Origin of the sequence: Nocardia sp. A7, from assembly GCF_046549215.1 — a bacterium.
In the GTDB taxonomy this organism is placed as follows: domain Bacteria; phylum Actinomycetota; class Actinomycetes; order Mycobacteriales; family Mycobacteriaceae; genus Nocardia.
Genome location: NZ_JAJPWE010000008.1, coordinates 105,252 through 126,128 on the forward strand (window position 1 = coordinate 105,252; position 20,877 = coordinate 126,128).

General features: G+C 67.5%; 19 protein-coding genes. 10 read left to right on the top strand and 9 right to left on the bottom strand.

The window, feature by feature from the left end; genetic code table 11:
* Positions 1-3: 3 nt before the first annotated feature.
* On the top strand, positions 4-1,305 hold the full coding sequence (locus ACLJPD_RS31580) for an AIM24 family protein (RefSeq protein WP_410877085.1): 1,302 nt from the start codon (positions 4-6) through the stop codon (positions 1,303-1,305).
* 63 nt (positions 1,306-1,368) lie between these two features.
* Here ACLJPD_RS31580 and ACLJPD_RS31585 read toward each other — a convergent pair whose 3' ends face one another.
* Positions 1,369-2,661, bottom strand: a complete 1,293-nt coding sequence (locus ACLJPD_RS31585) for a hypothetical protein (RefSeq protein WP_410877086.1) — start codon at positions 2,659-2,661, stop codon at positions 1,369-1,371.
* Positions 2,662-3,064: 403 nt separating this feature from the next.
* Between ACLJPD_RS31585 and ACLJPD_RS31590 the strand changes: the two genes are divergently transcribed.
* The 4 genes from ACLJPD_RS31590 to ACLJPD_RS31605 all read left to right on the top strand — a co-directional run bounded on the left by ACLJPD_RS31590 (position 3,065) and on the right by ACLJPD_RS31605 (position 7,070).
* Positions 3,065-3,625, top strand: coding sequence for a hypothetical protein (locus ACLJPD_RS31590; protein ID WP_410877087.1), 561 nt, complete (start codon positions 3,065-3,067; stop codon positions 3,623-3,625).
* A 112-nt stretch (positions 3,626-3,737) separates the two neighbouring features.
* On the top strand, positions 3,738-4,883 hold the full coding sequence (locus tag ACLJPD_RS31595) for an acyl-CoA dehydrogenase family protein (RefSeq protein ID WP_410877089.1): 1,146 nt from the start codon (positions 3,738-3,740) through the stop codon (positions 4,881-4,883).
* Between the two features lie 228 nt (positions 4,884-5,111).
* On the top strand, positions 5,112-5,567 hold the full coding sequence (locus ACLJPD_RS31600) for a DUF4254 domain-containing protein (protein ID WP_410877091.1): 456 nt from the start codon (positions 5,112-5,114) through the stop codon (positions 5,565-5,567).
* Between the two features lie 123 nt (positions 5,568-5,690).
* The gene (locus tag ACLJPD_RS31605; protein WP_410877092.1) at positions 5,691-7,070 is read left to right on the top strand and encodes a metallophosphoesterase; all 1,380 of its coding nucleotides are present in this window, start codon (positions 5,691-5,693) and stop codon (positions 7,068-7,070) included.
* A 2-nt stretch (positions 7,071-7,072) separates the two neighbouring features.
* Here ACLJPD_RS31605 and ACLJPD_RS31610 read toward each other — a convergent pair whose 3' ends face one another.
* Entirely contained in the window at positions 7,073-7,663 is a 591-nt protein-coding gene (locus tag ACLJPD_RS31610) for an Rv3235 family protein (protein ID WP_410877094.1), read from the bottom strand.
* A gap of 74 nt (positions 7,664-7,737) precedes the next feature.
* On the bottom strand, positions 7,738-8,580 hold the full coding sequence (locus ACLJPD_RS31615; RefSeq protein ID WP_410877095.1) for a DUF72 domain-containing protein: 843 nt from the start codon (positions 8,578-8,580) through the stop codon (positions 7,738-7,740).
* A gap of 105 nt (positions 8,581-8,685) precedes the next feature.
* Here ACLJPD_RS31615 and ACLJPD_RS31620 point away from each other — a divergent pair, with 105 nt between their 5' ends.
* The 4 genes from ACLJPD_RS31620 to ACLJPD_RS31635 all read left to right on the top strand — a co-directional run bounded on the left by ACLJPD_RS31620 (position 8,686) and on the right by ACLJPD_RS31635 (position 13,035).
* A complete protein-coding gene (locus ACLJPD_RS31620; RefSeq protein WP_410877097.1) occupies positions 8,686-9,906 on the top strand; it encodes an MFS transporter in 1,221 nt (406 codons plus the stop codon).
* 22 nt (positions 9,907-9,928) lie between these two features.
* Complete coding sequence (locus ACLJPD_RS31625) at positions 9,929-10,123, top strand: hypothetical protein (RefSeq protein WP_410877099.1); 195 nt, start codon at positions 9,929-9,931, stop codon at positions 10,121-10,123.
* 123 nt (positions 10,124-10,246) lie between these two features.
* A complete protein-coding gene (locus ACLJPD_RS31630; protein ID WP_410877101.1) occupies positions 10,247-11,455 on the top strand; it encodes a L,D-transpeptidase in 1,209 nt (402 codons plus the stop codon).
* The gene (locus ACLJPD_RS31635; RefSeq protein WP_410877102.1) at positions 11,452-13,035 is read left to right on the top strand and encodes an LCP family protein; all 1,584 of its coding nucleotides are present in this window, start codon (positions 11,452-11,454) and stop codon (positions 13,033-13,035) included. The genes ACLJPD_RS31630 and ACLJPD_RS31635 overlap by 4 nt, the downstream gene beginning before the upstream one ends.
* Positions 13,036-13,090: 55 nt before the next feature.
* Here ACLJPD_RS31635 and fadD32 read toward each other — a convergent pair whose 3' ends face one another.
* The gene (fadD32, locus tag ACLJPD_RS31640) at positions 13,091-14,971 is read right to left on the bottom strand and encodes a long-chain-fatty-acid--AMP ligase FadD32 (protein WP_410877117.1); all 1,881 of its coding nucleotides are present in this window, start codon (positions 14,969-14,971) and stop codon (positions 13,091-13,093) included.
* A gap of 57 nt (positions 14,972-15,028) precedes the next feature.
* Complete coding sequence (locus ACLJPD_RS31645) at positions 15,029-16,276, bottom strand: KasA/KasB family beta-ketoacyl-ACP synthase (protein WP_410877118.1); 1,248 nt, start codon at positions 16,274-16,276, stop codon at positions 15,029-15,031.
* Between the two features lie 202 nt (positions 16,277-16,478).
* Between ACLJPD_RS31645 and ACLJPD_RS31650 the strand changes: the two genes are divergently transcribed.
* Entirely contained in the window at positions 16,479-17,471 is a 993-nt protein-coding gene (locus ACLJPD_RS31650) for an acyl-ACP desaturase (protein WP_410877103.1), read from the top strand.
* A gap of 18 nt (positions 17,472-17,489) precedes the next feature.
* Here ACLJPD_RS31650 and ACLJPD_RS31655 read toward each other — a convergent pair whose 3' ends face one another.
* The 4 genes from ACLJPD_RS31655 to ACLJPD_RS31670 form a co-directional block, all read right to left on the bottom strand.
* Positions 17,490-18,782 (bottom strand): diguanylate cyclase domain-containing protein, encoded by a 1,293-nt coding sequence (locus tag ACLJPD_RS31655; RefSeq protein WP_410877104.1) that lies wholly within the window; start codon positions 18,780-18,782, stop codon positions 17,490-17,492.
* A 35-nt stretch (positions 18,783-18,817) separates the two neighbouring features.
* Entirely contained in the window at positions 18,818-19,627 is an 810-nt protein-coding gene (locus tag ACLJPD_RS31660; RefSeq protein WP_410877106.1) for an SAM-dependent methyltransferase, read from the bottom strand.
* A 93-nt stretch (positions 19,628-19,720) separates the two neighbouring features.
* Positions 19,721-20,356, bottom strand: coding sequence for a YdcF family protein (locus ACLJPD_RS31665; RefSeq protein ID WP_410877108.1), 636 nt, complete (start codon positions 20,354-20,356; stop codon positions 19,721-19,723).
* A 178-nt stretch (positions 20,357-20,534) separates the two neighbouring features.
* Positions 20,535-20,666, bottom strand: coding sequence for a hypothetical protein (locus tag ACLJPD_RS31670; protein WP_410877110.1), 132 nt, complete (start codon positions 20,664-20,666; stop codon positions 20,535-20,537).
* Positions 20,667-20,877: the final 211 nt, after the last annotated feature.

Genomic DNA, 20,877 nt, shown 5'->3' on the forward strand with positions numbered 1-20,877 from the left:
CTCGTGACCGTGCTGGCTCCCGGTGAGAACCGGCCCGCGCCCGGCGATCAGCTGACCGTCACCGTGGCGAGTTCGGCGTCGGTCGATGTGTCGGCACTGCTGGTGAACGCCGCGGGCACCGTACGCTCCGACGCCGACTTCGTCTTCTTCAATCAGCCCACCGGACCCGGCGTGGTGTACCGGCACGGCAACGGCGGGCCCGATGTGGTGGCCGTGCAGACCTCGGCGTTACCCGCCGACGTGGACAAGGTGGTGATCACCGCGAGCCTCGACGGTCGTGGGCCCGCGACCTTCGCCTCGGTCGGCGCCCTGACCACCACCATCGAATCCGGTGCCACCGCACTGACCTTCCCGATTTCAGGGCTCACCACCGAGAGCGGTGTGGTGTGCGTGGAGATCTACCGGCGCGGTGGGGCCTGGAAGGTGCGGGCGATCGGACAGGGATACGACGACGGGTTGGCCGGTATCGCTTCGGCTTTCGGCGTCAACCTCGACGACGAAGTTCCCGCCGCCCAGAGCGCTCCGGTGCCGCCGGCACAGCAGCAACCCTCGTTCTCTTCTCAGCAAGGAGCCCAGCCCGTGCACAGCGACCTTTTCGATGCCTCGCATGCCGAGGTCAACGGCCTCGGTATCCAGAAACAGGGCGGCAAGATGGTGAAGGTCGGCATGAACGGGGAGGTGATGGCGCGGGCCGGGTCGATGGTGGCCTATCAGGGTGACCTGAAATTCGAAGCACTCGGCTCCGGCGGCATCGGCCGCGCCATCCGCCAGCACCTCACCGGCGAAGGCGTGCCGCTGATGAAGGTGACCGGCCGCGGCGACCTGTTCCTGGCCAACAGCGCCGCCGACGTGCACATCATCGACCTCGACGGCACCGACGGCCTCACCATCAACGGCGCCAACGTCCTCGCCTTCGACTCCACGCTGCGCTACGACATCGGCCGCGTCCAGGGCGCCGCGGGCTACGCCTCCAACTCGGGCCTGTTCAACTGTGTGTTCACCGGCCGCGGCCGCATCGCCATCACCACCCACGGCACCCCCGTGGTCCTCACCGTCGACCAGGCCACCTACGCCGACCCCAACGCCGCCGTAGCCTGGTCGTCCAGCCTGCAGACCGGCATCAAACGCAACGACTCCTTCGGCCTGGGCCGCCTGATGGGCCGCAGCACCGGCGAAGCGAGCACCCTGGCCTTCTCCGGCCGCGGCTTCGTCATCGTCCAGCCCTCCGAGCTCCCCCCTGGCGGCCTCATCGGCGGCACCGGCGGCGGCCAACAGGCAGGCACCGGCGGCGGCATCTTCGGCTGACCTCGAACACGGCAAAAGCCGATACCCGCAGGTTCGCGGGTATCGGCCTTTGTGTTGTGCCTGCTAGTTCGCGCGCTCCTTGCGAGCTTGGCGGCGGGCCTCACGCATGTCGTTGAGTTCCTGCTCCAGGCTCTCCGCGATGCGGAACTGGCCGGTGTCGTAGATGCTGGTCGGCTCGATCGCCTCATAGCCGAAATTGGCTTCGGCGAATGCCTTCTCGACCCGAGCCTCGATGTCGGAGATGGCGCTCTTGCGGGCGGCGGGGACCGAGTCGGTGGCCGGCTCCGGCTTGGCCGGCTCCTTCGGGGGCTCGGGTGCTACGACCGGCGTCTGGACGGTCTTCTTGGCTGTGGCCTTGTCGCCCGAAGACGGTTTGCCGATACCGAAACGCTTGCGCTTCTCGGGAACTCGGCCGTTGGTGGTCGGTTCCGGGGGCGTCCAGGCGGGTTCGCGGGTGATGGGGGCGGTGGGTGCGGTGGCGTTTTCGACAGCGGCGACCGCCTCCGCACGGGCCATCCCCGTCATCGGCGGGGTGTAGGTGAGTCGGATGCCCTCGGTGCTCTGGCGGTTGAGGATGTTGTCGGCCGGGTCGGGCAGGTCCCTGACCTGGCTGGTCGCCCGGGTGATCGCGAGCCCGTAGCGAGCGCTGACCGCGTCGTGGATCAACAGCGCCACACCGATCATCACCGGCGCGACAGCGTGCACGGCGACGTCGTACCACCGACCGTCCCGCACGTACGGATAGGTGTTGAGGGTGACGGTGAGGCCGAGCAGTGCGAGCTCGGCGAGCGCGACCTGGCGACGATTGTCGATCACGCCCCACTCGGCGACCTTGTTGGTGCCGACCATGATGATGATCAGACACACGCTGATCATCGCCTCGAGCAGATAGCTGAACCAGAACAGCGGATCACTCGGCCCACCGGGCGCGATGTTCTGCTGCACGTTCACCGCCGACCACAACATGCCGGCGCCGACGACGCCCGCCAGCGCCTTCAGCGACCACGACCGGTGCCGATACAGCGAAGCGAGCTTCGCATGCGGGCTCGATTCGCGCCGCTGGGACGCCATCGCCTTCCTGGCGAGCAGCAGATCGCGCATGTCGGCCTTCTCGATCGCTTCGGTGGTCTGACGGCTGCGGTCCGACGCGGACGCCATCGCCTGGGTGTGCTTCCAGCGCTGTTCGCGATCCTGTTCACGGATGCGTTCGGCGAGTTCACGTTCGGCGCGCAACTCGTCTTCGGAGAGCGCGTCGGTGAGGGCTGGATCGAACTGGTAGGCGAGGCGCCCACGGGCACGTTCGACTCGCTGGGCGAGCTGGCTGACGTCGTCCTCGAGACCGGACTCGATCGTCATGCCAGACCACCGCCCCGGGCGCGCGAAGGCAGGCAGGTGACCACACGTGTGAACGGCACGGACCATTCTTAGTCGATATACCCTCGAGCGCGAAACCGATGCTCGCACACGGCACCCGGAACACGGCGCGCCGCGCGCGACACGCCCAACATTTTCGGTCGGGCACTGGATCAGCGAAGATAATCCCCCGCCGCCTCCGGGACCGGAGTTTCCAACGGTTCGGTGCCCGACCGTTGCCGAACTCCACTCGCGAGCAACCCGATCGGCGCCCCGCACGGCCGCCCGCGGACCTCTTCGAGTGAAACTCCGTTTCGCCGGGCAACGCCCACCGCGGGCACCTAGGGTTGAACCGGGGGTGCCGGGGGGTCGCGTACGCCCGTGAGATCTATCCCGGAGTGACGAATTGACCGAGCACACAAGCGAACTCGACCAAGCGATCGCCGAACGGCTCGAACCGTGGACCGCCCGGCTCGGCGCCGACCGCAAGGCCTACTTCCATCACGTGCTTCGGGTACTCCGCTCGGCCGACCTGTTGTTCGCCCGGAGCGGCGAGCCGGGACCACCACCGAGTGCGCGCGAGGAGTTCCGCACCGCGGCGACCTTCCACGACCTCGGCATCTGGGCAGCGTGCACGTTCGACTACCTCGAGCCATCGTGCGCGCTGGCGGGCGACTGGCTGATCGCGCACGACCGGGAGGACGTCGCCGAACTCGTCGCCGAGATGATCCGCGACCACCATCGCGTGCGCTCCGCGGGCAGCGCGACCGACCCGGTGGAGCTGTTCCGACGAGCCGATCTGATCGACGTGACGTTCGGCGCGCGGCGCTACGGACTGCCCTACGCGGCCTACTCCGCGCTGATGCGGCGATACCCCGACAGCGGGTTCCATTTCAAGCTCGTAGAGCTGACGGTGCGCCGCGCGCTCATCCATCCGCTCTCACCGCTGCCCATGATCCGCTGGTGAGAGGCTATTTCGACAGCACTATTGTCACTACGCCAATACTGCGGCACACTGGTGTCCGTAACCACCGGTCACGCCTGGACCGGTGCTGTGCCGAGCCGAACTAGGAGACTCGATGGCCGCCAATCGGTCCAGCTGGATGAACGAGGACCTGGACGCCCTGCGGGACATGACCCGCGCGTTCATGGCCAAGGAACTGGTCCCCAATATCGACAAGTACCGCGAGCAGCACCACGTCGACCGCGACCTGTGGAACAAGGCGGGCGAACTGGGTCTGCTGTGCATCTCGATTCCCGAGGAGTACGGCGGCGGTGGCGGCACCTTCGCGCACGAGGCCGTGATCCTGGAGGAGCAGGCCCACGCGGTCGACACCTCGTGGGGTGTCAGCCTGCACAACGGCATCGTGGCCCACTACATCCTTTCCTACGGCACCGAAGAGCAGAAGAAGCACTGGCTGCCGAAGATGGCCAGCGGCGAGGTCGTCAGCGCGATCGCGATGACCGAACCGGGCACCGGTTCCGACCTCCAGGCGATCAAAGCCAAGGCGATCCGTGACGGCGACGAGTACGTCATCAACGGCTCCAAGACCTTCATCACCAACGGCGCCCAGGCCGACCTGATCATCCTGGTCGCCAAGACCGACCCCACCCAGGGCGCCGCCGGTGTCTCGCTGTTGTTGGTCGAAGCCGATCGCGAGGGCTTCCGTCGCGGCCGCGTGCTCGACAAGATCGGCCAGAAGGGCCAGGACACCTCCGAGCTGTTCTTCGAGGACGTGCGCGTCCCGGTGGCCAACCTGCTCGGCACCCAGGAGGGCCAGGGCTTCATCCAGCTGATGCAGCAACTGCCCCAGGAGCGCCTGATCATCGCGGTGGGCGCGGTCGCGGGCATGGAGGTCGCCCTCGCCCACACGCTGCGCTACACCAAGGAGCGCGAGGCGTTCGGCCGCGCGGTGTTCGGATTCCAGAACACCAAGTTCAAGCTGGCCGAGGTCGCCACCGAGGCCCGCATCGCGCGCGTGTTCATCGACGACTGCGTCGAGAAGCACCTGCGCGGCGAGCTCGACATCCCCACCGTCGCCATGGCGAAGTGGTGGACCACCGACAAGGCGATGCAGATCGCCGACACCTGTCTGCAGCTGTTCGGTGGCTACGGCTACATGAACGAGTACCCGATCGCGCGCATGTGGGTCGACAACCGCGTCCAGCTCATCTACGCGGGCACCAACGAGATCATGAAGGAAATCATCGCCCGGAGCCTGTGACACTGCCCTCCAGTCGATGATCTCGACCGGCCGCGAACCCTGTTCGCGGCCGGTTTTCGCTGTTGAGGGGTCATTTCGTGACCTATCCGTCGTCCGCGCCGAGACGAATGTCCTTCGACGAGCGGCTACATTTTCGACGACGAGGACGGTGCGGCAACAGTGGACACGGGCGGCGGCGGTTCGACGGGACGACCCGGACCGGAACCGGTACTGCCGGACCGAGCACAGATGATGCAGGCGGTCTGCGGGGTAGCCGTCGACGGTGATCCCGTGCTGGCCGCCGCGCACGAACTCGCCATGCTGCACGAACGCCGCGAACAACAGATACCCGGCGACACCAGCGACATCGACTGGGCGCGTGCGCGTCTGGTCTGCGAGATCGACCGCTGGGTCGTCATCCGTTCACCCACTCCGGCGACTTCGGCGCCGATGCACACCGAGAGCATCGGCGCCGTTGTCGACCGCATGGCCCATTTCGCAGCGCTCACCTATCGCGCGCTGGCCTGCGGCGCCGAAGCCGAACTCCACGCCGCGCAAATCCGCCTGCACGAATTGGCCTGCGGCTACGACGATCTCATCGCCGAAGTGGCCAGCGGGGCACGTCGCCTACCCGACCGACTCGACGATGACTCACCGGAAGACGGTGGCCCGCAACAGCCGCCCATCCGGTCGCCATCTCGGTGACCCCAGCTGCGCGGGCCGCATCGCTCGACGGTCGCTACCTCGGCGATCAACGGCCACATCGCCGTCCACGGGTGTTCAGTCGGGCACCGTACCGTCAGCCGTAGACGGCGAACGGAGCCCGGCATGCTCGATCCGCGACTGCACACCGCATGGTTGGTCAACGCCGCCTCAGGGGCCGCGGCGGCGACGGTGCGAGCGCCGATGGCGCGGCCGTATTCCTGGAGCGGAGTACGGGATCGGCTCGTCGTCACCGATCTCGAGGTCGTCACGGTGACTCACGACACGGCGATCCTCACCTGGTCCACTCATCGACGCGATCGGGCGGGGCAGCTTCGCCCGGCAGCCGCCGACACCGAAGTGCGGCTCGCACCGGCCGACAGCTCGGCCACCCCGGTGACGCGCTACCTCGACGGCCGCCGCACCGCGCACCACTACGCCGAGGTGCGCGGGCTCGAGCCCGGCCGCCGATATCGCTTCATCGCTTGCTCCGACGGCGAAACCGCGGTGCCTGGCCGCACCTGGGTGACTCGACGCCCCGGAACTCCGGAGGCCACGGGTGTTTTCCTGACCGCGCCGCCGCCACCGGGCCGACTGCTGCGCACGATCGCCCTGGCCAACGACCTGCATTGGGGTGAGGACCGCAGCGGTTTGATCGTCGCCGGGTTGCCACCGGGCCTTCGCCACGACGACGGCCACTACCCGCAGGTGATGACCGAGGCCCTGCTGCACGACATCCGCCGACCCGAGCGCGCGGCCGATCACCTCATCGTCGCCGGCGACCTCACTGATTGCGGCACCGCCGAACAATCGGCGGGAATCCGTGCGCGCCTCGATGATTGGGGCATCGCGGGCCGCGACCACTTCGTCTGCCGCGGCAATCACGACGTGCCGCGCGGCCCGGATGATCACTGGGGCAGGGTATTCCAGCCATTCGGACAACTCACCTGCCACGAACTCGGCGGGTTACGCCTGATCGGCCTCGACACCACGCGCGGGCGAGGTGCGGGCGGCACGATCAACGCCGACCAACTCGCTCATCTGGGCGCGATTCTGGCCGCCGACCCCGACCGACCGACCTTGATCTTCGGCCACCACCCCGCCACCCGCTATGCGGCACTGAGCAACCCCGGCGGCCCCGGCTTCGTTCTCGACCGCGCGAGCGTCGCCGCACTGCAAGCCCGCTACCGAACAAGTCCGGGCGTATTCCTGCACCACAGCGGCCACACCCACCGAAATCGCCGCACCCGCCCCGATTCCGGCGGCGTCGAGTACCTCGAGGTGGCGGCCGTGAAGGAGTACCCCGGCGGCTACGCCCTCCTGCGCATCTACGAACACGGCTACACCGTCCACTTCCACCGCATCGCCGCGGCGGCCGCACTGGCGTGGACGAGCAAAACCCGCAAACAGTACTTCGGCCTACACCCCGACCACGCCCTCGGCAGCCTCCCCGACCGCAATCACCGCGCACCCCACGACTTCTCCGGAGTCACCGCTTCGCACTGAGGTCAGAACATTCGTACGGCGACCAAACGCCAACTGTCCTTTGTCGACTCGATACGGCCGGCAATGGCGAGCGTCCGCGGCCCGCGCTGATACGAGGCGAAGACTTCGGCGGCGCCGTCCTCCGTCGGGGTCAGTTTCACGCGGGTCAAAGTGGCGCTACCCAAGCCTCGGCCGGGGACCAGGTCCTGCGCGAGCATGGTCCTGATGGCGGCAAGCGCTCGTGCGTCCGTGTAAGCGCGCAGGTGAGTGGACGATCTGCGCCGATCGACCACCTCCAAGAGCAGCCGAAGGACCTGCTCGGTGAATCGTTTTGCGGTGATCGATGATTCGGTGACAGGCGCGGCCTGTGGACAGGACGCGCGCACTGCCCTGCGGATGCCGGCCGGAGTTCCGCCTGCCGACCTCCGTCGACCGAGTCCAGTAACCCGCTGGGACTCAACAGCATTCACTGCCGCAGCCCGCTGAACTACGCCCCCACCCTCCAACGGCGGCTCGCAATGCGGCGCGGGTGACAACAACATTCCATCCGTAGACATGCTCGTCCCCTTCGAGTCCGTCCACCCACTCCCCAGTGGTGGCGCACAGCATGACATGCAGGTCCGACAAGTGTTCGCGAAATCGACACAGGTCACCGCAGATGTCCGCGCCGGCTCACAACCTCGCCCGCTCAGAACAGTGTCATCGGTTCGTCGGGCTCAGGCGTCGGCTGCGCGGGCAGATCCGGGACGATCGCGCGGACCTCGTCGTGGAAGCGGCGGGCCAGTCCACGGGCCGCGGCGTTGTCGGGAGTGTGCACGAAGAATGTGGGCGAGCGACCTTCGCGCAGCCAGTCGGCGACGGTCTCGATCCACGGCTGCCAGCCCGCGACGGTGCGTTCGGTGTCGGCGCGGCCGTGGTAGCGCACGATCGGGTACTCGGTCAGCGCCCGCGTCCGGCGCGGGACGCGCGGCTTCTTCGCCCGTGCCTCGTATTCGGAGGGGTCGCCCGGTGGCCCGTCGAACAGGACGGTCGTGTCGAAGGGCACCCATTCGGCGCCGATCCGCCCGAGTACCCGCTCCAACTGCACCGCGGCCCGATCGTCGTCGAAGAACGCGGGATGGCGCACCTCGACAGCGCACCGCAACCCACCGGGCAGTTCCCGCTGGAAGCGGGCGAGCGCGCCGAGATCGGTCGGCCCGAACGACGCGGGCAACTGGATCCACAACGCGTGTACCCGCGGTCCGAGGGGCGCCATCACGTCGAGGAACGCGGCGAGCTCGGCACCGGCGTCGACGAGTCTGCGCTCATGCGTCACCGCCCTCGGCGGCTTGAGCACGAACCGGAAATCGGGCGCGGTCTGCCGGGCCCACGACTCGACGGTGGACGCGGACGGCGTCGCGTAGAACGTGGTGTTGCCCTCGACCGCACCGCAGTGCCCGGCGTAGGCGCGCAACCGCTCCCCCGGTGCGGGCATCCGCTGCTGCCACTGCGGGTGTGTCCACATCGCACACCCCATCCGCAGCTCACGCACAGGCCGACGGTAATACAGCGACCGGCCGCCCTTAAAATGAGACCGATTGCCACCATTTCGCCCGTGCGCGGGTGGCGGATGCGCGCATGACGGAAAGGGCCTGTGATGGCGATTCTCACCACCGAGCGGCCCAGTGCTGTCTCGGTAACCCGAGCCTGGCTCGGTGTGTCCGCCGCCATGGTCGCGATCGCGTGGGGCGGCAACGAGTTCACGCCGCTGCTGGTGATGTACAAAGCCCACGGCCTACCGCTCACCGCGGTCGACCTGCTGCTGTTCTACTACGTCCTCGGCATCGTGCCCGCCATGCTCATCGGCGGGCCGCTCTCGGACCGGTTCGGCCGCCGCCCGCTGATGCTGCCAGCACCGCTGGTCGCCGCGGCCGGTTCACTGCTTCTCGCGGCAGGCGCGGCCTCGGTGCCGATGCTGGCGGCCGGGCGGATGCTGTGCGGTGTCGCGCTCGGTCTGGCGATGGCGGTCGGTGGGAGCTGGCTCAAGGAACTGTCGCAACCGCCGTTCGCCGCGGCCGCCGCGGGCAAGGGCGCGCGACGCTCCGCGATGAGCCTGACCGCTGGGTTCGCCCTCGGCGCGGGTGTGGCGGGAACCCTCGCGCAGTGGGGTCCGCTGCCCGATTCGACCGCCTATCTCGTCAACGCGGTGCTCTGTATCGCAACCGCCTTCTGGATCGCCAGGACACCGGAAACCGTGACCCGCCGAGCACATCCGGGCAGACTGCGCGACGACCTGTTGATCCCCGCCGCCGGGCACCGGCGGTTCCTGCGCGTCGCGGTGCCGGTCGCCCTGTGGCTGTTCACCGCGAACGCGACCGCCTACGCAGTCCTCCCGACGCTGATGTTGCCGCGCGTGCAGCAGGCTCCGATCGCCTTCTCCGCACTGGTCACCATGGTGACGCTGGGCTGTGGATTCACCATCCAGTCGGTGGCGCGCCGCATCGACCGCCCCGGCACCGCGCGCGCCGCGGTGGTCGCGCTGGTGCTGCTCACCGCGGGCATGGTCCTGGCCGCGTGGACGGCGGCCTGCCTGAGCATCTGGGTGACGCTGCTGACCGCGGTCGTGCTCGGCAGCGGCTACGGCATCGGTCTGGTCGCGGGCCTGCAGCAGATCGAACGCATCGCGGGCCCCGGCGACCTGGCCGGCCTGAACGCGGTCTTCTACTCGGTGAGCTACCTCGGCTTCGGCGTGCCCGCCGTCCTCTCGGCCCTGCACAGCAGCCTCGGTTTCGGCTACCCCGCGATGTACCTGGTCACCGCCGTGATCGCCGCGTGTTGCCTCGCGCTGGTAGCCGCGAACTACCGCGAACGGACCTGAGCGGCGAGTTACGGTGGATCGGGTGAGCGCCGACCCGATCGAAACACTGCTCCGCTGGCAGGATTCCGGCGCGATCTGGCGGGTCGTAGGGCGCCGACCCGACGCGGTGACCATCGCCATGTACGAATGCACCGGCGGTCAGGAAGTAGACCGCTTCACCTCCACCGATCCCGCCCTCCTGCGTTTCCTCGGCGAACGCGCCACCAGCGAGGACTGACCCCCACCCGCCGAACAGGGCTACCCTGGTTGGGGTTATCGCTGCACGCCCGTCGGCCCCACACGGCCGGTTCGACGTCGAGGTCGGTCCGTGGGGCTGAGCGCACCGAGCACAGGAGGGCGCATGTCAGGACGACGTTTCCGCGCAGGCCTCGCCGCCGCGCTCATCGTGCTGGTCGCCGGTTGTGGTGGCTCGTCCCCCGACTCGGACACCGAATCCGCCGCCCCGCCTGCCCCGACGATCTCGGTCGCGCCGCAGGACGGTGCGACCGAGATCGATCCTCTCGGCCCGGTCCGCGTCAGCACCAGCGACGGGCAGCTCACCGCGGTCACGATGACCAACGAGGACGGCGGCACCGTCGAGGGCATCCTCACCCCCGACCAGTCGGCGTGGAAACCGTCGGTGCCGCTCGGCTACGGCCGCACCTACACCGTCACCGCCGAAGCGGTCACCGTCACCGGCAAGGTCGGCCCGATCACCTCGTCGTTCTCCACCCTGGCACCCAACAATCAGACCGAGGTCTCCTTCCGCACCACCGGCGGCACCCCGCTCTCCCCGGCGGGCACCTTCGGCGTCGGCACGGTCGTCGTCGCGCACTTCGACGAAGACGTCCCAGATCGCGCGACCGCCGAAAAGTATCTGTCGGTCACCACCGATCCGCCGGTCACCGGTTCCTGGTACTGGGTCGACAATCGCAATGCCCACTGGCGCCCGCAGAACTACTACACACCCGGGACAACAGTGACCCTCGCCGCCGACATCTACGGCAAGGACCTCGGCGGCGGCCTCTACGGCCAGGAAGACACCGAGACCAGCTTCACCATCGGCGCCTCGCACGTCTCGATCGTCGACGACAACGACAAGCAGGTGCGGGTGTACGAGAACGGCACGCTGGTCAGGACTATGCCCACCTCGCTCGGCAGGGGCGGCAGCGAGACCGTCGCGGGCAAGACCATCACCTTCTGGACCCAGCCGGGCATCTACACCGTGCTGGAGAAGGCCAATCCGGTGGTCATGGATTCGTCCACCTACGGCCTGCCGGTGAACTCCCGGCTCGGGTACAAGGAAACCATCGGCTGGGCGACAAAGATCAGCACCGACGGCATCTACCTGCACCAACTCGACGACACGATCTGGGCGCAGGGAAACACCAATGTCTCGCACGGCTGCCTGAATCTCAGCGGCGAGGACGCCCGCTGGTTCTACGATTTCTCCCGACCCGGCGACGTGGTCGAGATCAGGAATACCGGCGGCGCCCCGCTGGAGGTGTGGCAGAACGGTGACTGGAGTGTGCCGTGGGACCAGTGGCAGGCAGGTAGCGCACTGCGGTGAACGAGGACAACGACTTTCCGGCGGTCGAGGAGCACAGCAGGCGGGGGCCGGAGCGGGTCGGCAGGCACGTTACCGGCGCCCGCGCACCGCGGCGCGGACGCGCTCGCCGAGCCGGGATGCTCGCGGCCCGCACGCTCGTGGCGGCGACCGCGTTGGCTGTGCTCGCGGGCACCGGCCTTGCCTGGTCGACCAAGCAGGACTTCGACTCCGGCTTCACCCACTCCACCGCGCTCGGTGAGGACGCTCCACGTTCCGGCGGCGGCGCCGTCAATATCCTGCTCATCGGCCTGGACACCCGCAAAGACCTCAACGGCAACGACCTGCCGAAAGAAGTGCTCGACCAGTTGCACGCAGGCGACGGCACCGCGGGCGGCTACAATGCGAATTCGCTTATCCTGCTGCACATTCCGGCTGACACGAGCAAGGTCGTCGCCTTCTCCATCCCGCGCGACAACTACGTGCCGGTGACCGGTATCCCCGGCTACCAGCAGGTCAAGATCAAAGAGGCGTACGGGCTGAAAAAGGCCGCGGTGCAGGCGAAGTTGGTCGAGCAGGGCGAGAAGGATCCGGTCGTGTTGGAGCGGCGGGGCCGGGAGGCCGGACGCGAGTCCATCGTCACCACCGTGCGCAATCTGGTCGGGGTGCCGATCGACCGCTTCGCCGAGATCTCGCTCGCGGGCTTCTACGACCTGGCCACCGCGGTCGGTGGCGTCGACGTGTGTCTCAACCACGCCGTCGACGACAGCGAGTTCTCCGGTGCGGTCTTCCCTGCGGGCAGACAGCATCTCGACGGTTCGCAAGCCCTGGCGTTCGTCCGTCAACGGCACGGTCTGCTCAATGGCGATCTCGACCGCACCCATCGCCAGCAGGCGTTCCTCACCTCGGTTGCCAAGTCGCTCAAGGACTCGGGGACGCTGACCAACCTGAGTCAGCTCGCGGCGCTGATGGATGTGGCCCATCGCGACGTGGTGCTCTCCGACGGCTGGAACCTGTTCGACTTCGCCCGTGAGCTCGGCTCCGCGGGTTCGGTTCCGGTGGAATTTCGCACGCTGCCGGTGGTGCGCTACGACGTGATCGATGGTCAGGAGGTGAACATCGTCGACCCGGCCGCGATCAAACGGGAGGTGCGGGCGGCTTTCGGCCAAGAGGTACCGAAAACGACCGCGGCAGCGACTGTTCCGACGAGCGTGGTCGATGTGCACAATGTGGGCACCGCGAAAGGTCAGGCGGCGGTGCTCTCAGCGGCGCTGGCGAGCCGCGGCTACCGCGCAGGCCTGCTCGGCAACGGTGATTCGAGCGACGGTCAGTACTCGGCCATCACCTACGGCCTCGGTGCCGCCGACGACGCGCGTGCGCTGGCCGAACTCCTCGGTGGACTGCCGGTTTCCGCATCGCCATCGGTGGCGGACGGGCGGATCAGAGTCGCGCTCGGCGCTGATTTCACCATGCCTACCGAGCTGAGCCCGACGACGTCGACGAGCACGCCCCCGACCACCACAACGTCCGGCTCGGCGCCACTGCCCGATGCGGGAAAACCGTTGTCCACCAATATCGGCGACACCATCCCCTGCGTCAATTGACCCTCGGCTCCGCCGACCCGGTCGGCCACCGGAACACCCGGTGGCCGACCGATTCTCACTCCTCCGGCGCGTCCGGATACGCCTGCTGCCGGTATCCGCCGCGCAAGGTCCCGTCCAGATACGCCGCCTTACAGGCCCGCCGGGCGATCTTCCCGCTCGACGTCCGCGGAATCGAACCCGCGGGTACCAGCAACAGGTCCCGCACCATCACCCCGTGCCTGCGCGCGACTGCCGCCCGCACCGCATCGGTGATCGGCCCCGGCTCCAGTTTCGCTGCCCCCGTCCCCCGTTCGGCCACGATCACCAACTGTTCCGCCGCGGGGTCGGACGGGCTCCCTGCCTCTAGCACCGGCGCGGGCAGCTGCCCCGCCTGCACCGAGAAGGCCGCGATGAAACCGGGCCGCAGGGCCGTACTGGCCTCCTGCGCCGAGTATTCGAGATCCTGCGGGTAGTGGTTGCGCCCGTCGACGATCACCAGGTCTTTCACACGTCCCGTGATGAACAGCTCGCCGTCGTGATAAGCACCGTAGTCGCCGGTCCGCATCCACTTCGCGTCATCGGGCGCACCCTCGGCGCGACTACCCACCGGCATGCGCGCGATCACCCGGTTGTGGAAGGTTTCCGCGGTTTCCTCCGGCCGCCCCCAGTACCCGATGCCCATGTTGTCACCGTGCAACCAGATCTCGCCGACCTCGCCGTCGCGGCGCTCGACCCCGGTGCCTGGGTCCACGATCACCGCCCACTGCGACCGCGCGACGTGCCCACACGACACCTGCGCCACCGCGTTCGCGGCGTGCTCGTCGCACTCCACCATGCGGCCATCGTTGAGCTGCCCGCGATCGACATAGACCACCCGTGCCTCGTCGTCGCGCTTGGTCGCCGACACGAACAGCGTCGCCTCGGCCATCCCGTAGCACGGCTTAATCGCGGTCTTGGACAGCCCGTACGGCGCGAACGCCTCGTTGAACTTGCGCATCGAGGCCACCGACACCGGCTCACTGCCGTTGATCAGACCGATCACATTCGACAGGTCGAGGCTTTCGTCGCCCTTGGGCAACCCGCGCATCGCCGCGTGCTCGAACGCGAAGTTCGGTGCCGCCGAATAGATTTCGGCACCGTCGGCCTGTGCGGCCAGTTCCTTGATCCAGCGCGCGGGCCTGCGCACGAACGCGCTCGGCGACATGATGGTGATGAACTTGCCGCCGATGGTCGGCAGGATCACCGTGAGCAGCCCCATGTCGTGGAACAGCGGCAGCCAGGTGACCCCGCGCGCGTTCTCGGTGATCCCGATGGCATCGATCATCTGCAGCAGGTTGGTGCCGACCGAGCGGTGGGTGATCTCGACACCGGCGGGCACCCGGGTGGATCCAGAGGTGTACTGCAGGTAGGCCACGCTGTCGATATTGATATCGGGCCTGACCCAGCGCGTGCCGACCGTGTCAGGAATCGCCTCTACGGCAATGATTCTGGGCCGTTGCGCGGCGGGTTGTTCGCGGAAGAACTTGCGCACCCCTGCGGCCGCGCTGCCGACGGTGAGCACCGCGGCGGGATCGCAGTCGCCGAGGACCGCGTGCAGCCGGTCGCTGTGCCCCTGCTCCTCCGGATCGAACAGTGGCACTGCCACATTCCCCGCGTACACCGCCGCGAACAGCGCGACGACATAGTCGAGGCCCTGCGGCGCCAGCACCGCCACCCGATCACCCGGCTGGGTCACCTGCTGCAACCGCGCGGCAACCGCGCGCAACCGCACGCCGAATTCGCGCCAGGTCAGTTCCTGGTATTCCCCCTCACGTTCGGTCGAATAGTCGATGAAGCGGTAGGCCAGGTCGTCCCCGTTGGCCTCGCTGTGTTTGTCGACGAAGTCGATCAAGGTCTGATCACCGGGAATCCGGATAGTCCCCAGTTCGTCTACATAGTCGTCGAAAGTCTCGCCGATCATTCCCAATCCTTTTCAACGCACATTGACCAGAACCCGCCACGGATAGGCGAATCGTCAATACCGCCCGAACGAGATCGCCACGTTGTGACCGCCGAAACCGAAGGAGTTGTTCACCGCGTAATCGATGCGACCGCGCCGCGCCTGACCCGATACGACGTCCAAATCGATAGCGGGGTCCTGATTGTCCAGATTCAGGGTGGGCGGCACGATACTGTCGCGCACACTGAGCACGGTCAGCACCGATTCGAGCGCACCGACCGCGCCGATCGAATGCCCGAGTGCCGATTTCGGTGCGTACACCGAGGCGTGCGAGCCGATGGCCTTGGCGATCGCATTGGCCTCGGCGGTGTCACCGATCGGGGTCGCGGTGGCGTGGGCGTTGATGTGGGTGACGTCGGTGCGGCTGATCCCGCCGGTCTGCATCGCCCGCGTCATCGCCCGCGCGGCGCCGGTGCCCTCGGGATCCGGTGCCACGAGGTGGAACCCGTCGGAGGTGATGCCCGCGCCGAGCAGTCGCGCGTGAATCGTCGCGCCGCGTGCCTTGGCGTGCTCCTCGGTCTCGATCACCATCATCGCGCCCGCCTCGCCGAAGACGAATCCGTCGCGGTCGGCATCGAAGGGACGCGAGGCGGCCTTGGGATCGTGGTTCCGGGTGCTCATGGCCCGCATCTGCGTGAATGCCGCGATCGGCACTGCCTGGATGGAGCCCTCGACGCCGCCGGTGACCACCATGTCGGCATCGCCCATCACGATCATCCGCCACGCGTTGGCGATCGCCTCCGAGCCCGACGAGCAGGCCGACACCGGCGTGGAGACCCCTGCGCGCGCACCCAATTCGACGCCGACGCAGGCGGCGGGGCCGTTGGGCATGATGGCCTGCACGGTCAGCGGCGAGACCTTGCGGTAGCCGCCGTTGCGCAGGCGATCACGGGCGTAGATCAGCGATTCCGCGCCGCCGAGGCCGGTTCCGATCGAGACGCCGAGCCGGTCGCGGTCCACCTCGGGGCTGCCCGCGTTGCGCCACACCTCGCGGCCGAGCACCACGGCCATCTGTTCGACGTAGGACAGTTTGCGCGCCTCTTCGCGGGTGAGCGAGAGAGTGGGCGACACCTTCAGGTGCCCGCCGATCCGCACCGGAAGTTCGAAGTCGTCGATGAAGGAATCCTCCAAGACGTCGATCCCGCTCTCGCCGTTGAGCAGACCCTTCCAGGTCGAGTCGACGTCGCCCGCGATCGACGTGGTCGCCGCCAGGCTCGTGACCACGATGTCCGTCATAATTTTTCGCTCACTCTCTCTAGCTATGCCACGACTGAACGGGAACCGCTGATGGAGCTGAACTGGTGGAGCGTATATGCACACGGCGCGACGCGCCCAAATTCATCGAACAGTGCTGATCGCACCGTGTCGTTTCCAGGCGCCGTGCGCCGGGTCTATTGTGACGACGGGCAACACTACCGGACCGACGCAACTCTCGCTTTTCACTAACCGGAAAGGGCAAACGAGCGTGGCCAGGAACCTGACCCAACTGGAACTACTCATCGAGCTGGAACCCATCGCCGCGAGCAATGTGAACCGTCATCTGGCGATGGCCAAGGACTGGCACCCGCACGATTATGTGCCGTGGGACCATGGCCGCAACTTCGCGGCTATGGGCGGAATCGATTGGGACCCAGAGCAATCCGCACTCAGCGAGCTGGCCAAGGCGGCAATGGTCACCAACCTGCTCACCGAGGACAACCTGCCCTCCTACCACCGCGAGATCGCCGAGAACTTCTCCAAGGACGGCGCGTGGGGCACCTGGGTGGGCCGCTGGACCGCCGAGGAGAACCGGCACGGCATCGTGCTGCGCGACTACCTCGTGGTGACTCGCGGGGTCGACCCGGTCGCGCTCGAGCAGGCACGAATGATCCACATGACCAACGGATATTCGGCGATGGCCGTCGTCGACGACAAGGCACCCGGCTTCGACATCCACACCTCGACCAGTGCCGGATTCCTGTTCTCCGTCGCCTATGTCACCTTCCAGGAACTGGCCACCAGGGTCAGCCACCGCAATACCGGGCGTGTCTGCGACGACCCGATCGCCGACCGCATGCTGGCCCGCATCGCCACCGACGAGAACCTGCACATGATCTTCTACCGCAACCTGTGCGCCGCCTCGCTCGACCTGGCCCCCGACCAGACCATCGAGGCGATCAACACCATCGTGCAGAATTTCCAGATGCCCGGCGCGGGCATGCCCGGCTGGCGCCGCAACGGCGTGCTGATGGCCAAGCACGGCATCTACGACCTGCGCCAGCACCTGGAGGAGGTCCTGCTTCCGGTGCTGCGCAAGTGGAACATCTTCGAGCGCGACGACTTCGGTGCGCGTGGCGAACGAGCACGCGAGGATCTCGCGGCATTCCTCGAGCGGCTGCGCGGCGATGTCACGCGCTTCGAGGAGCAACGCGATCGGTCGCTGGCACGGGCTGCCGAGCGCGAGGCCCAGTCGGTCTGATCGACTCCGGCCCGGCTACTACCGGGCCGGATCGCGGCGCGCGTGGTTCTTGTTGCGATACATCGCCGCGTCGGCGGCGTGCACCAATTCGTCTACGGCGCCGGGCAATTGCGCGAAGAAGGCGGCGCCGATGCTGGCGCCGACAACGAGCATGTGCCCGTCCACCGCGAGCGGCTCGGTGAGCGCCGACAGCAGCTCGTCGGCCAGCTGCGCCAATTGCGCTTCGCTGGAACAGTTCTCGACCAGCACGAGGAACTCGTCACCGCCGATTCGGGCGGCGAGCGCGTCGGCCGGGCGCACCGCGTCGCGCATCCGGTCGGCGACGACCTGCAGGACGCGATCCCCGATCGTGTGGCCCCACAGATCGTTGATCTCCTTGAAGCCGTCCAGATCGAGGTAGCAGACCCCGATCGGCGGTTGCGCGACGGCCAGTCTGCTGAACAGGTGCGGGCGGTTCGGCAGGCCGGTGAGTGCGTCGTGATTGGCGTCGTGCCACAGGCGGTCGGCGAGCTGCTTGCGCTCGGTGACATCGACCGCGACACCGATCAGGAACTCGATACCACCGTCGGCGCGGCGCACCGCCGACATCGACAGATCGATCGCGGTCACCCGGCCGTCGGTATGTATGTGCTCGGTTTCGGTGCGGAAGCTCTCGGATTCGCCCGCGACCATGCGCTGGAGTTCCTCGAACGCGAAATTCAGATTCTGCGGGCCGAGGATGTCGGCGACGGTGCGGCCCGGCATCGTCTCCGGGGTCCGGCCGAGCATCTGGGCCATGGTGGCATTGCAGTTCACCACCTGACCGGACATGTCGACCGTGCCGATGCCGACCAGGGCACCGTCGAAGACCGCCTCGAATCGGGCCTCCGACAGCGCACGGCGGTTCTCGGCCTCCTGTGCCGCGGCGAGTACCGCGGCCAGCGTGGCCTCCTGTTCGGCCAGGGCGGCGGACCGCAGCGCCGCGGTGAAGCCGGCCGCGAAGTCGGCCGCCAGGGCGATCGCGCGCTCGCGGATCTCCGGTAAGGCGGGATCGGCCGGGCCGTCGGCGGCGATCTCGACCAGATCGGAGCACAGCACCGGCACCGATCGGCTCACCGCCGACGAGTCGCGGTAATTGGCCGCGACCAGCATCCGCGCGGCGCGGCGCGCGACATCGGGGTCCTCACCGCCGCGCGCGGCGTCGATCAGACCGGTACACAGGGCGACCAGCATCTCGTCGATCTGGGAGCGGTTGAGAGTGGGAGCGACGACACCGTCGAGGGCATCCGCCCACCGCTGCGCCAGCTCCCATGACCCCACTGCTTCATCCACCTGTCATCGTCTATCGCACCGCCGTGTCACGCGGCTTACTCCTTGATCGCGACCCCGCCCAGACCGAGCGAACGGCCCGGCTTCTCGTGCTGGTCACGCTGGGACTCGGGCCGCCACAACGGCAGCTCGACAACGCCGGGCTCGACCGAATTCCATCCCTCGAACATGGCGACGATCTCGTCCTTGGACCGGAAATGAATGCCGACCTTGCCTTGATTCACCGACTGGACACCCAGTTTACTGGCATCCTCAGGACGCAGCTCGGAGGTGAGGTGTGAGATGGCTATGAAACTGCCCGGTACGACCGCCTCGCGCAGCGCGGCCACCTTGCCGATCGGATCCTCGGCATCGGGCACCAGGTGCAGCACCGCGATCAGCAGCAACCCCAACGGCTCGTCGAAGTCGATCAACCCGGTCTCACGCACCGCCGCCAACAGGTCGCCGGACTTGCGTAGGTCGGCCTCGATCGCGCCTGCCCGCTCGTTGCCCTCCAGGATGGTCCGCGAATGAGCGACCGCCACCGGATCGATGTCGACGTAGAGCACCCGCGCCTCAGGGTCCAGCTCGTGGACGATCTCGTGCACATTGCCCGCGGTGGGGATGCCGGACCCGATGTCGAGGAACTGCCGGATCCCGGCGTCGAGCATGAAACGCACGGCCCGGCGCAGGAAGGCCCGATTGCTCAGCGCCAGCCGCGGCAGATCGGGAACCATCTTGATGGCGAGCTCCGCGGCTTCACGGTCGACCGCGAAATTGTGCGAGCCACCGAGCAGTGCGTCGTACATCCGAGCCGGACTCGGAAACTGAATATCGACACCCTCGGGAGCCCATACCGGCCTGTCCATCACATTCCCCTATTCGCCATTACTTCGACAGCGCCCTCGCGACCCCACGGTGGCACCACCGAATCGTAAACGGCGTCACCGACATCGGCGCGGCTATCGTCCGGCGGGGTTTTCTGTGCCGTAGGGCTGGGCCCAGAGCGGTGCTACGTCGGGGGTCATCGTGGCGACCACCGGGATGCCTGCGGCCAGGAAGTTGTCCAATGCTCGGCGCATATGGTCAGCGGAGGTGATGAGGACGGCCTTGGTGGCGCCGAGCGCTTCCATCATGCGTGCCGAGAACTCGGCGTTCTGCACGGTGGATCCGGCTTCTGTCTCCGCATGCAACCGGTGCCTGGCGACGCCGCGAATATTGAGCCAGTCGGCCATCACCTGCGCCTCGGTGACACCATTGCGCGGGTTGCCGCCGGTCACGATCACCGGGGAAGCGGGTGACATATAGGCCTGAATCAAGGCCGCGTGCAAGCGATTACCGAGTTCGGCGCGCATCGTCCCGTCCGGCAGCAGGCCATATCCGAGCACCACGATCGCGGTCTCGGGACCATAGGTGGCTGGTAGCTCGATCCCGGCGAGGCCGGCGACCGAACCCGCTGCACCGATCAGCGGTTCGACAGCGGGCACCGCGGCGCTGGGTGGCGCTGCCGCTACCGCTACCGCTGCGACCAGTGCGGCAGGCAGCACGAGGGCTGTCGCGCAACGACGCAGTGTCTGGTGAGTGAAGAGCCAGTCCATGGTGACCTCCCGAAGCGACGTCGCATCATCGTCGCGCACCGAGGCGCCAGGCATGGAGGTTTTTGAAATGTTAACGCTTCGCTTTCAAGCCGGTCGCCGCGCAACGCACAAGGTCCTCCAGCCACAGCTGGAGGACCTTCGCAAGCGATCTGATCCGACTCAGGCTGAGGTACCGACGTCAGAACGGCTGGCCGGACAGCAGTCCGAGCAGCATGATCGGGAGGGCTACCGCCGAGAACAACGCGGAGCGGACCGGATCGCCGGCCAGGTAGCCGTCGCGCAGCCAGGACAAAGCATCGCTAGAACCCATGAACATCCCCTTTTGGTTCGATATCGGACACAGGATGAATCGCGCCCACGCGGCAAGACGTTACCAAGAGTCACGACATGGAGAAAACGCAAAAAGGCCCTCCAACCGAAGTTGGAGGGCCTTTCGCAAAGATGTTCCGGCAGTGTCCTACTCTCCCACACCCTGTCGAGTGCAGTACCATCGGCGCAGATGAGCTTAGCTTCCGGGTTCG

What these genes read in the sequence shown, in the direction of transcription:
- ACLJPD_RS31585 (WP_410877086.1), bottom strand. Translation starts at nt 2,661, where the DNA reads ATGACGATCGAGTCCGGTCTCGAGGACGACGTCAGCCAGCTCGCCCAG.
- ACLJPD_RS31595 (WP_410877089.1), top strand. Translation starts at nt 3,738, where the DNA reads ATGGCCGCCAATCGGTCCAGCTGGATGAACGAGGACCTGGACGCCCTG.
- ACLJPD_RS31600 (WP_410877091.1), top strand. Translation starts at nt 5,112, where the DNA reads ATGATGCAGGCGGTCTGCGGGGTAGCCGTCGACGGTGATCCCGTGCTG.
- ACLJPD_RS31605 (WP_410877092.1), top strand. Translation starts at nt 5,691, where the DNA reads ATGCTCGATCCGCGACTGCACACCGCATGGTTGGTCAACGCCGCCTCA.
- ACLJPD_RS31610 (WP_410877094.1), bottom strand. Translation starts at nt 7,663, where the DNA reads ATGTCATGCTGTGCGCCACCACTGGGGAGTGGGTGGACGGACTCGAAG.
- ACLJPD_RS31620 (WP_410877097.1), top strand. Translation starts at nt 8,686, where the DNA reads ATGGCGATTCTCACCACCGAGCGGCCCAGTGCTGTCTCGGTAACCCGA.
- ACLJPD_RS31630 (WP_410877101.1), top strand. Translation starts at nt 10,247, where the DNA reads ATGTCAGGACGACGTTTCCGCGCAGGCCTCGCCGCCGCGCTCATCGTG.
- ACLJPD_RS31660 (WP_410877106.1), bottom strand. Translation starts at nt 19,627, where the DNA reads ATGGACAGGCCGGTATGGGCTCCCGAGGGTGTCGATATTCAGTTTCCG.
- ACLJPD_RS31665 (WP_410877108.1), bottom strand. Translation starts at nt 20,356, where the DNA reads ATGGACTGGCTCTTCACTCACCAGACACTGCGTCGTTGCGCGACAGCC.
- ACLJPD_RS31670 (WP_410877110.1), bottom strand. Translation starts at nt 20,666, where the DNA reads ATGGGTTCTAGCGATGCTTTGTCCTGGCTGCGCGACGGCTACCTGGCC.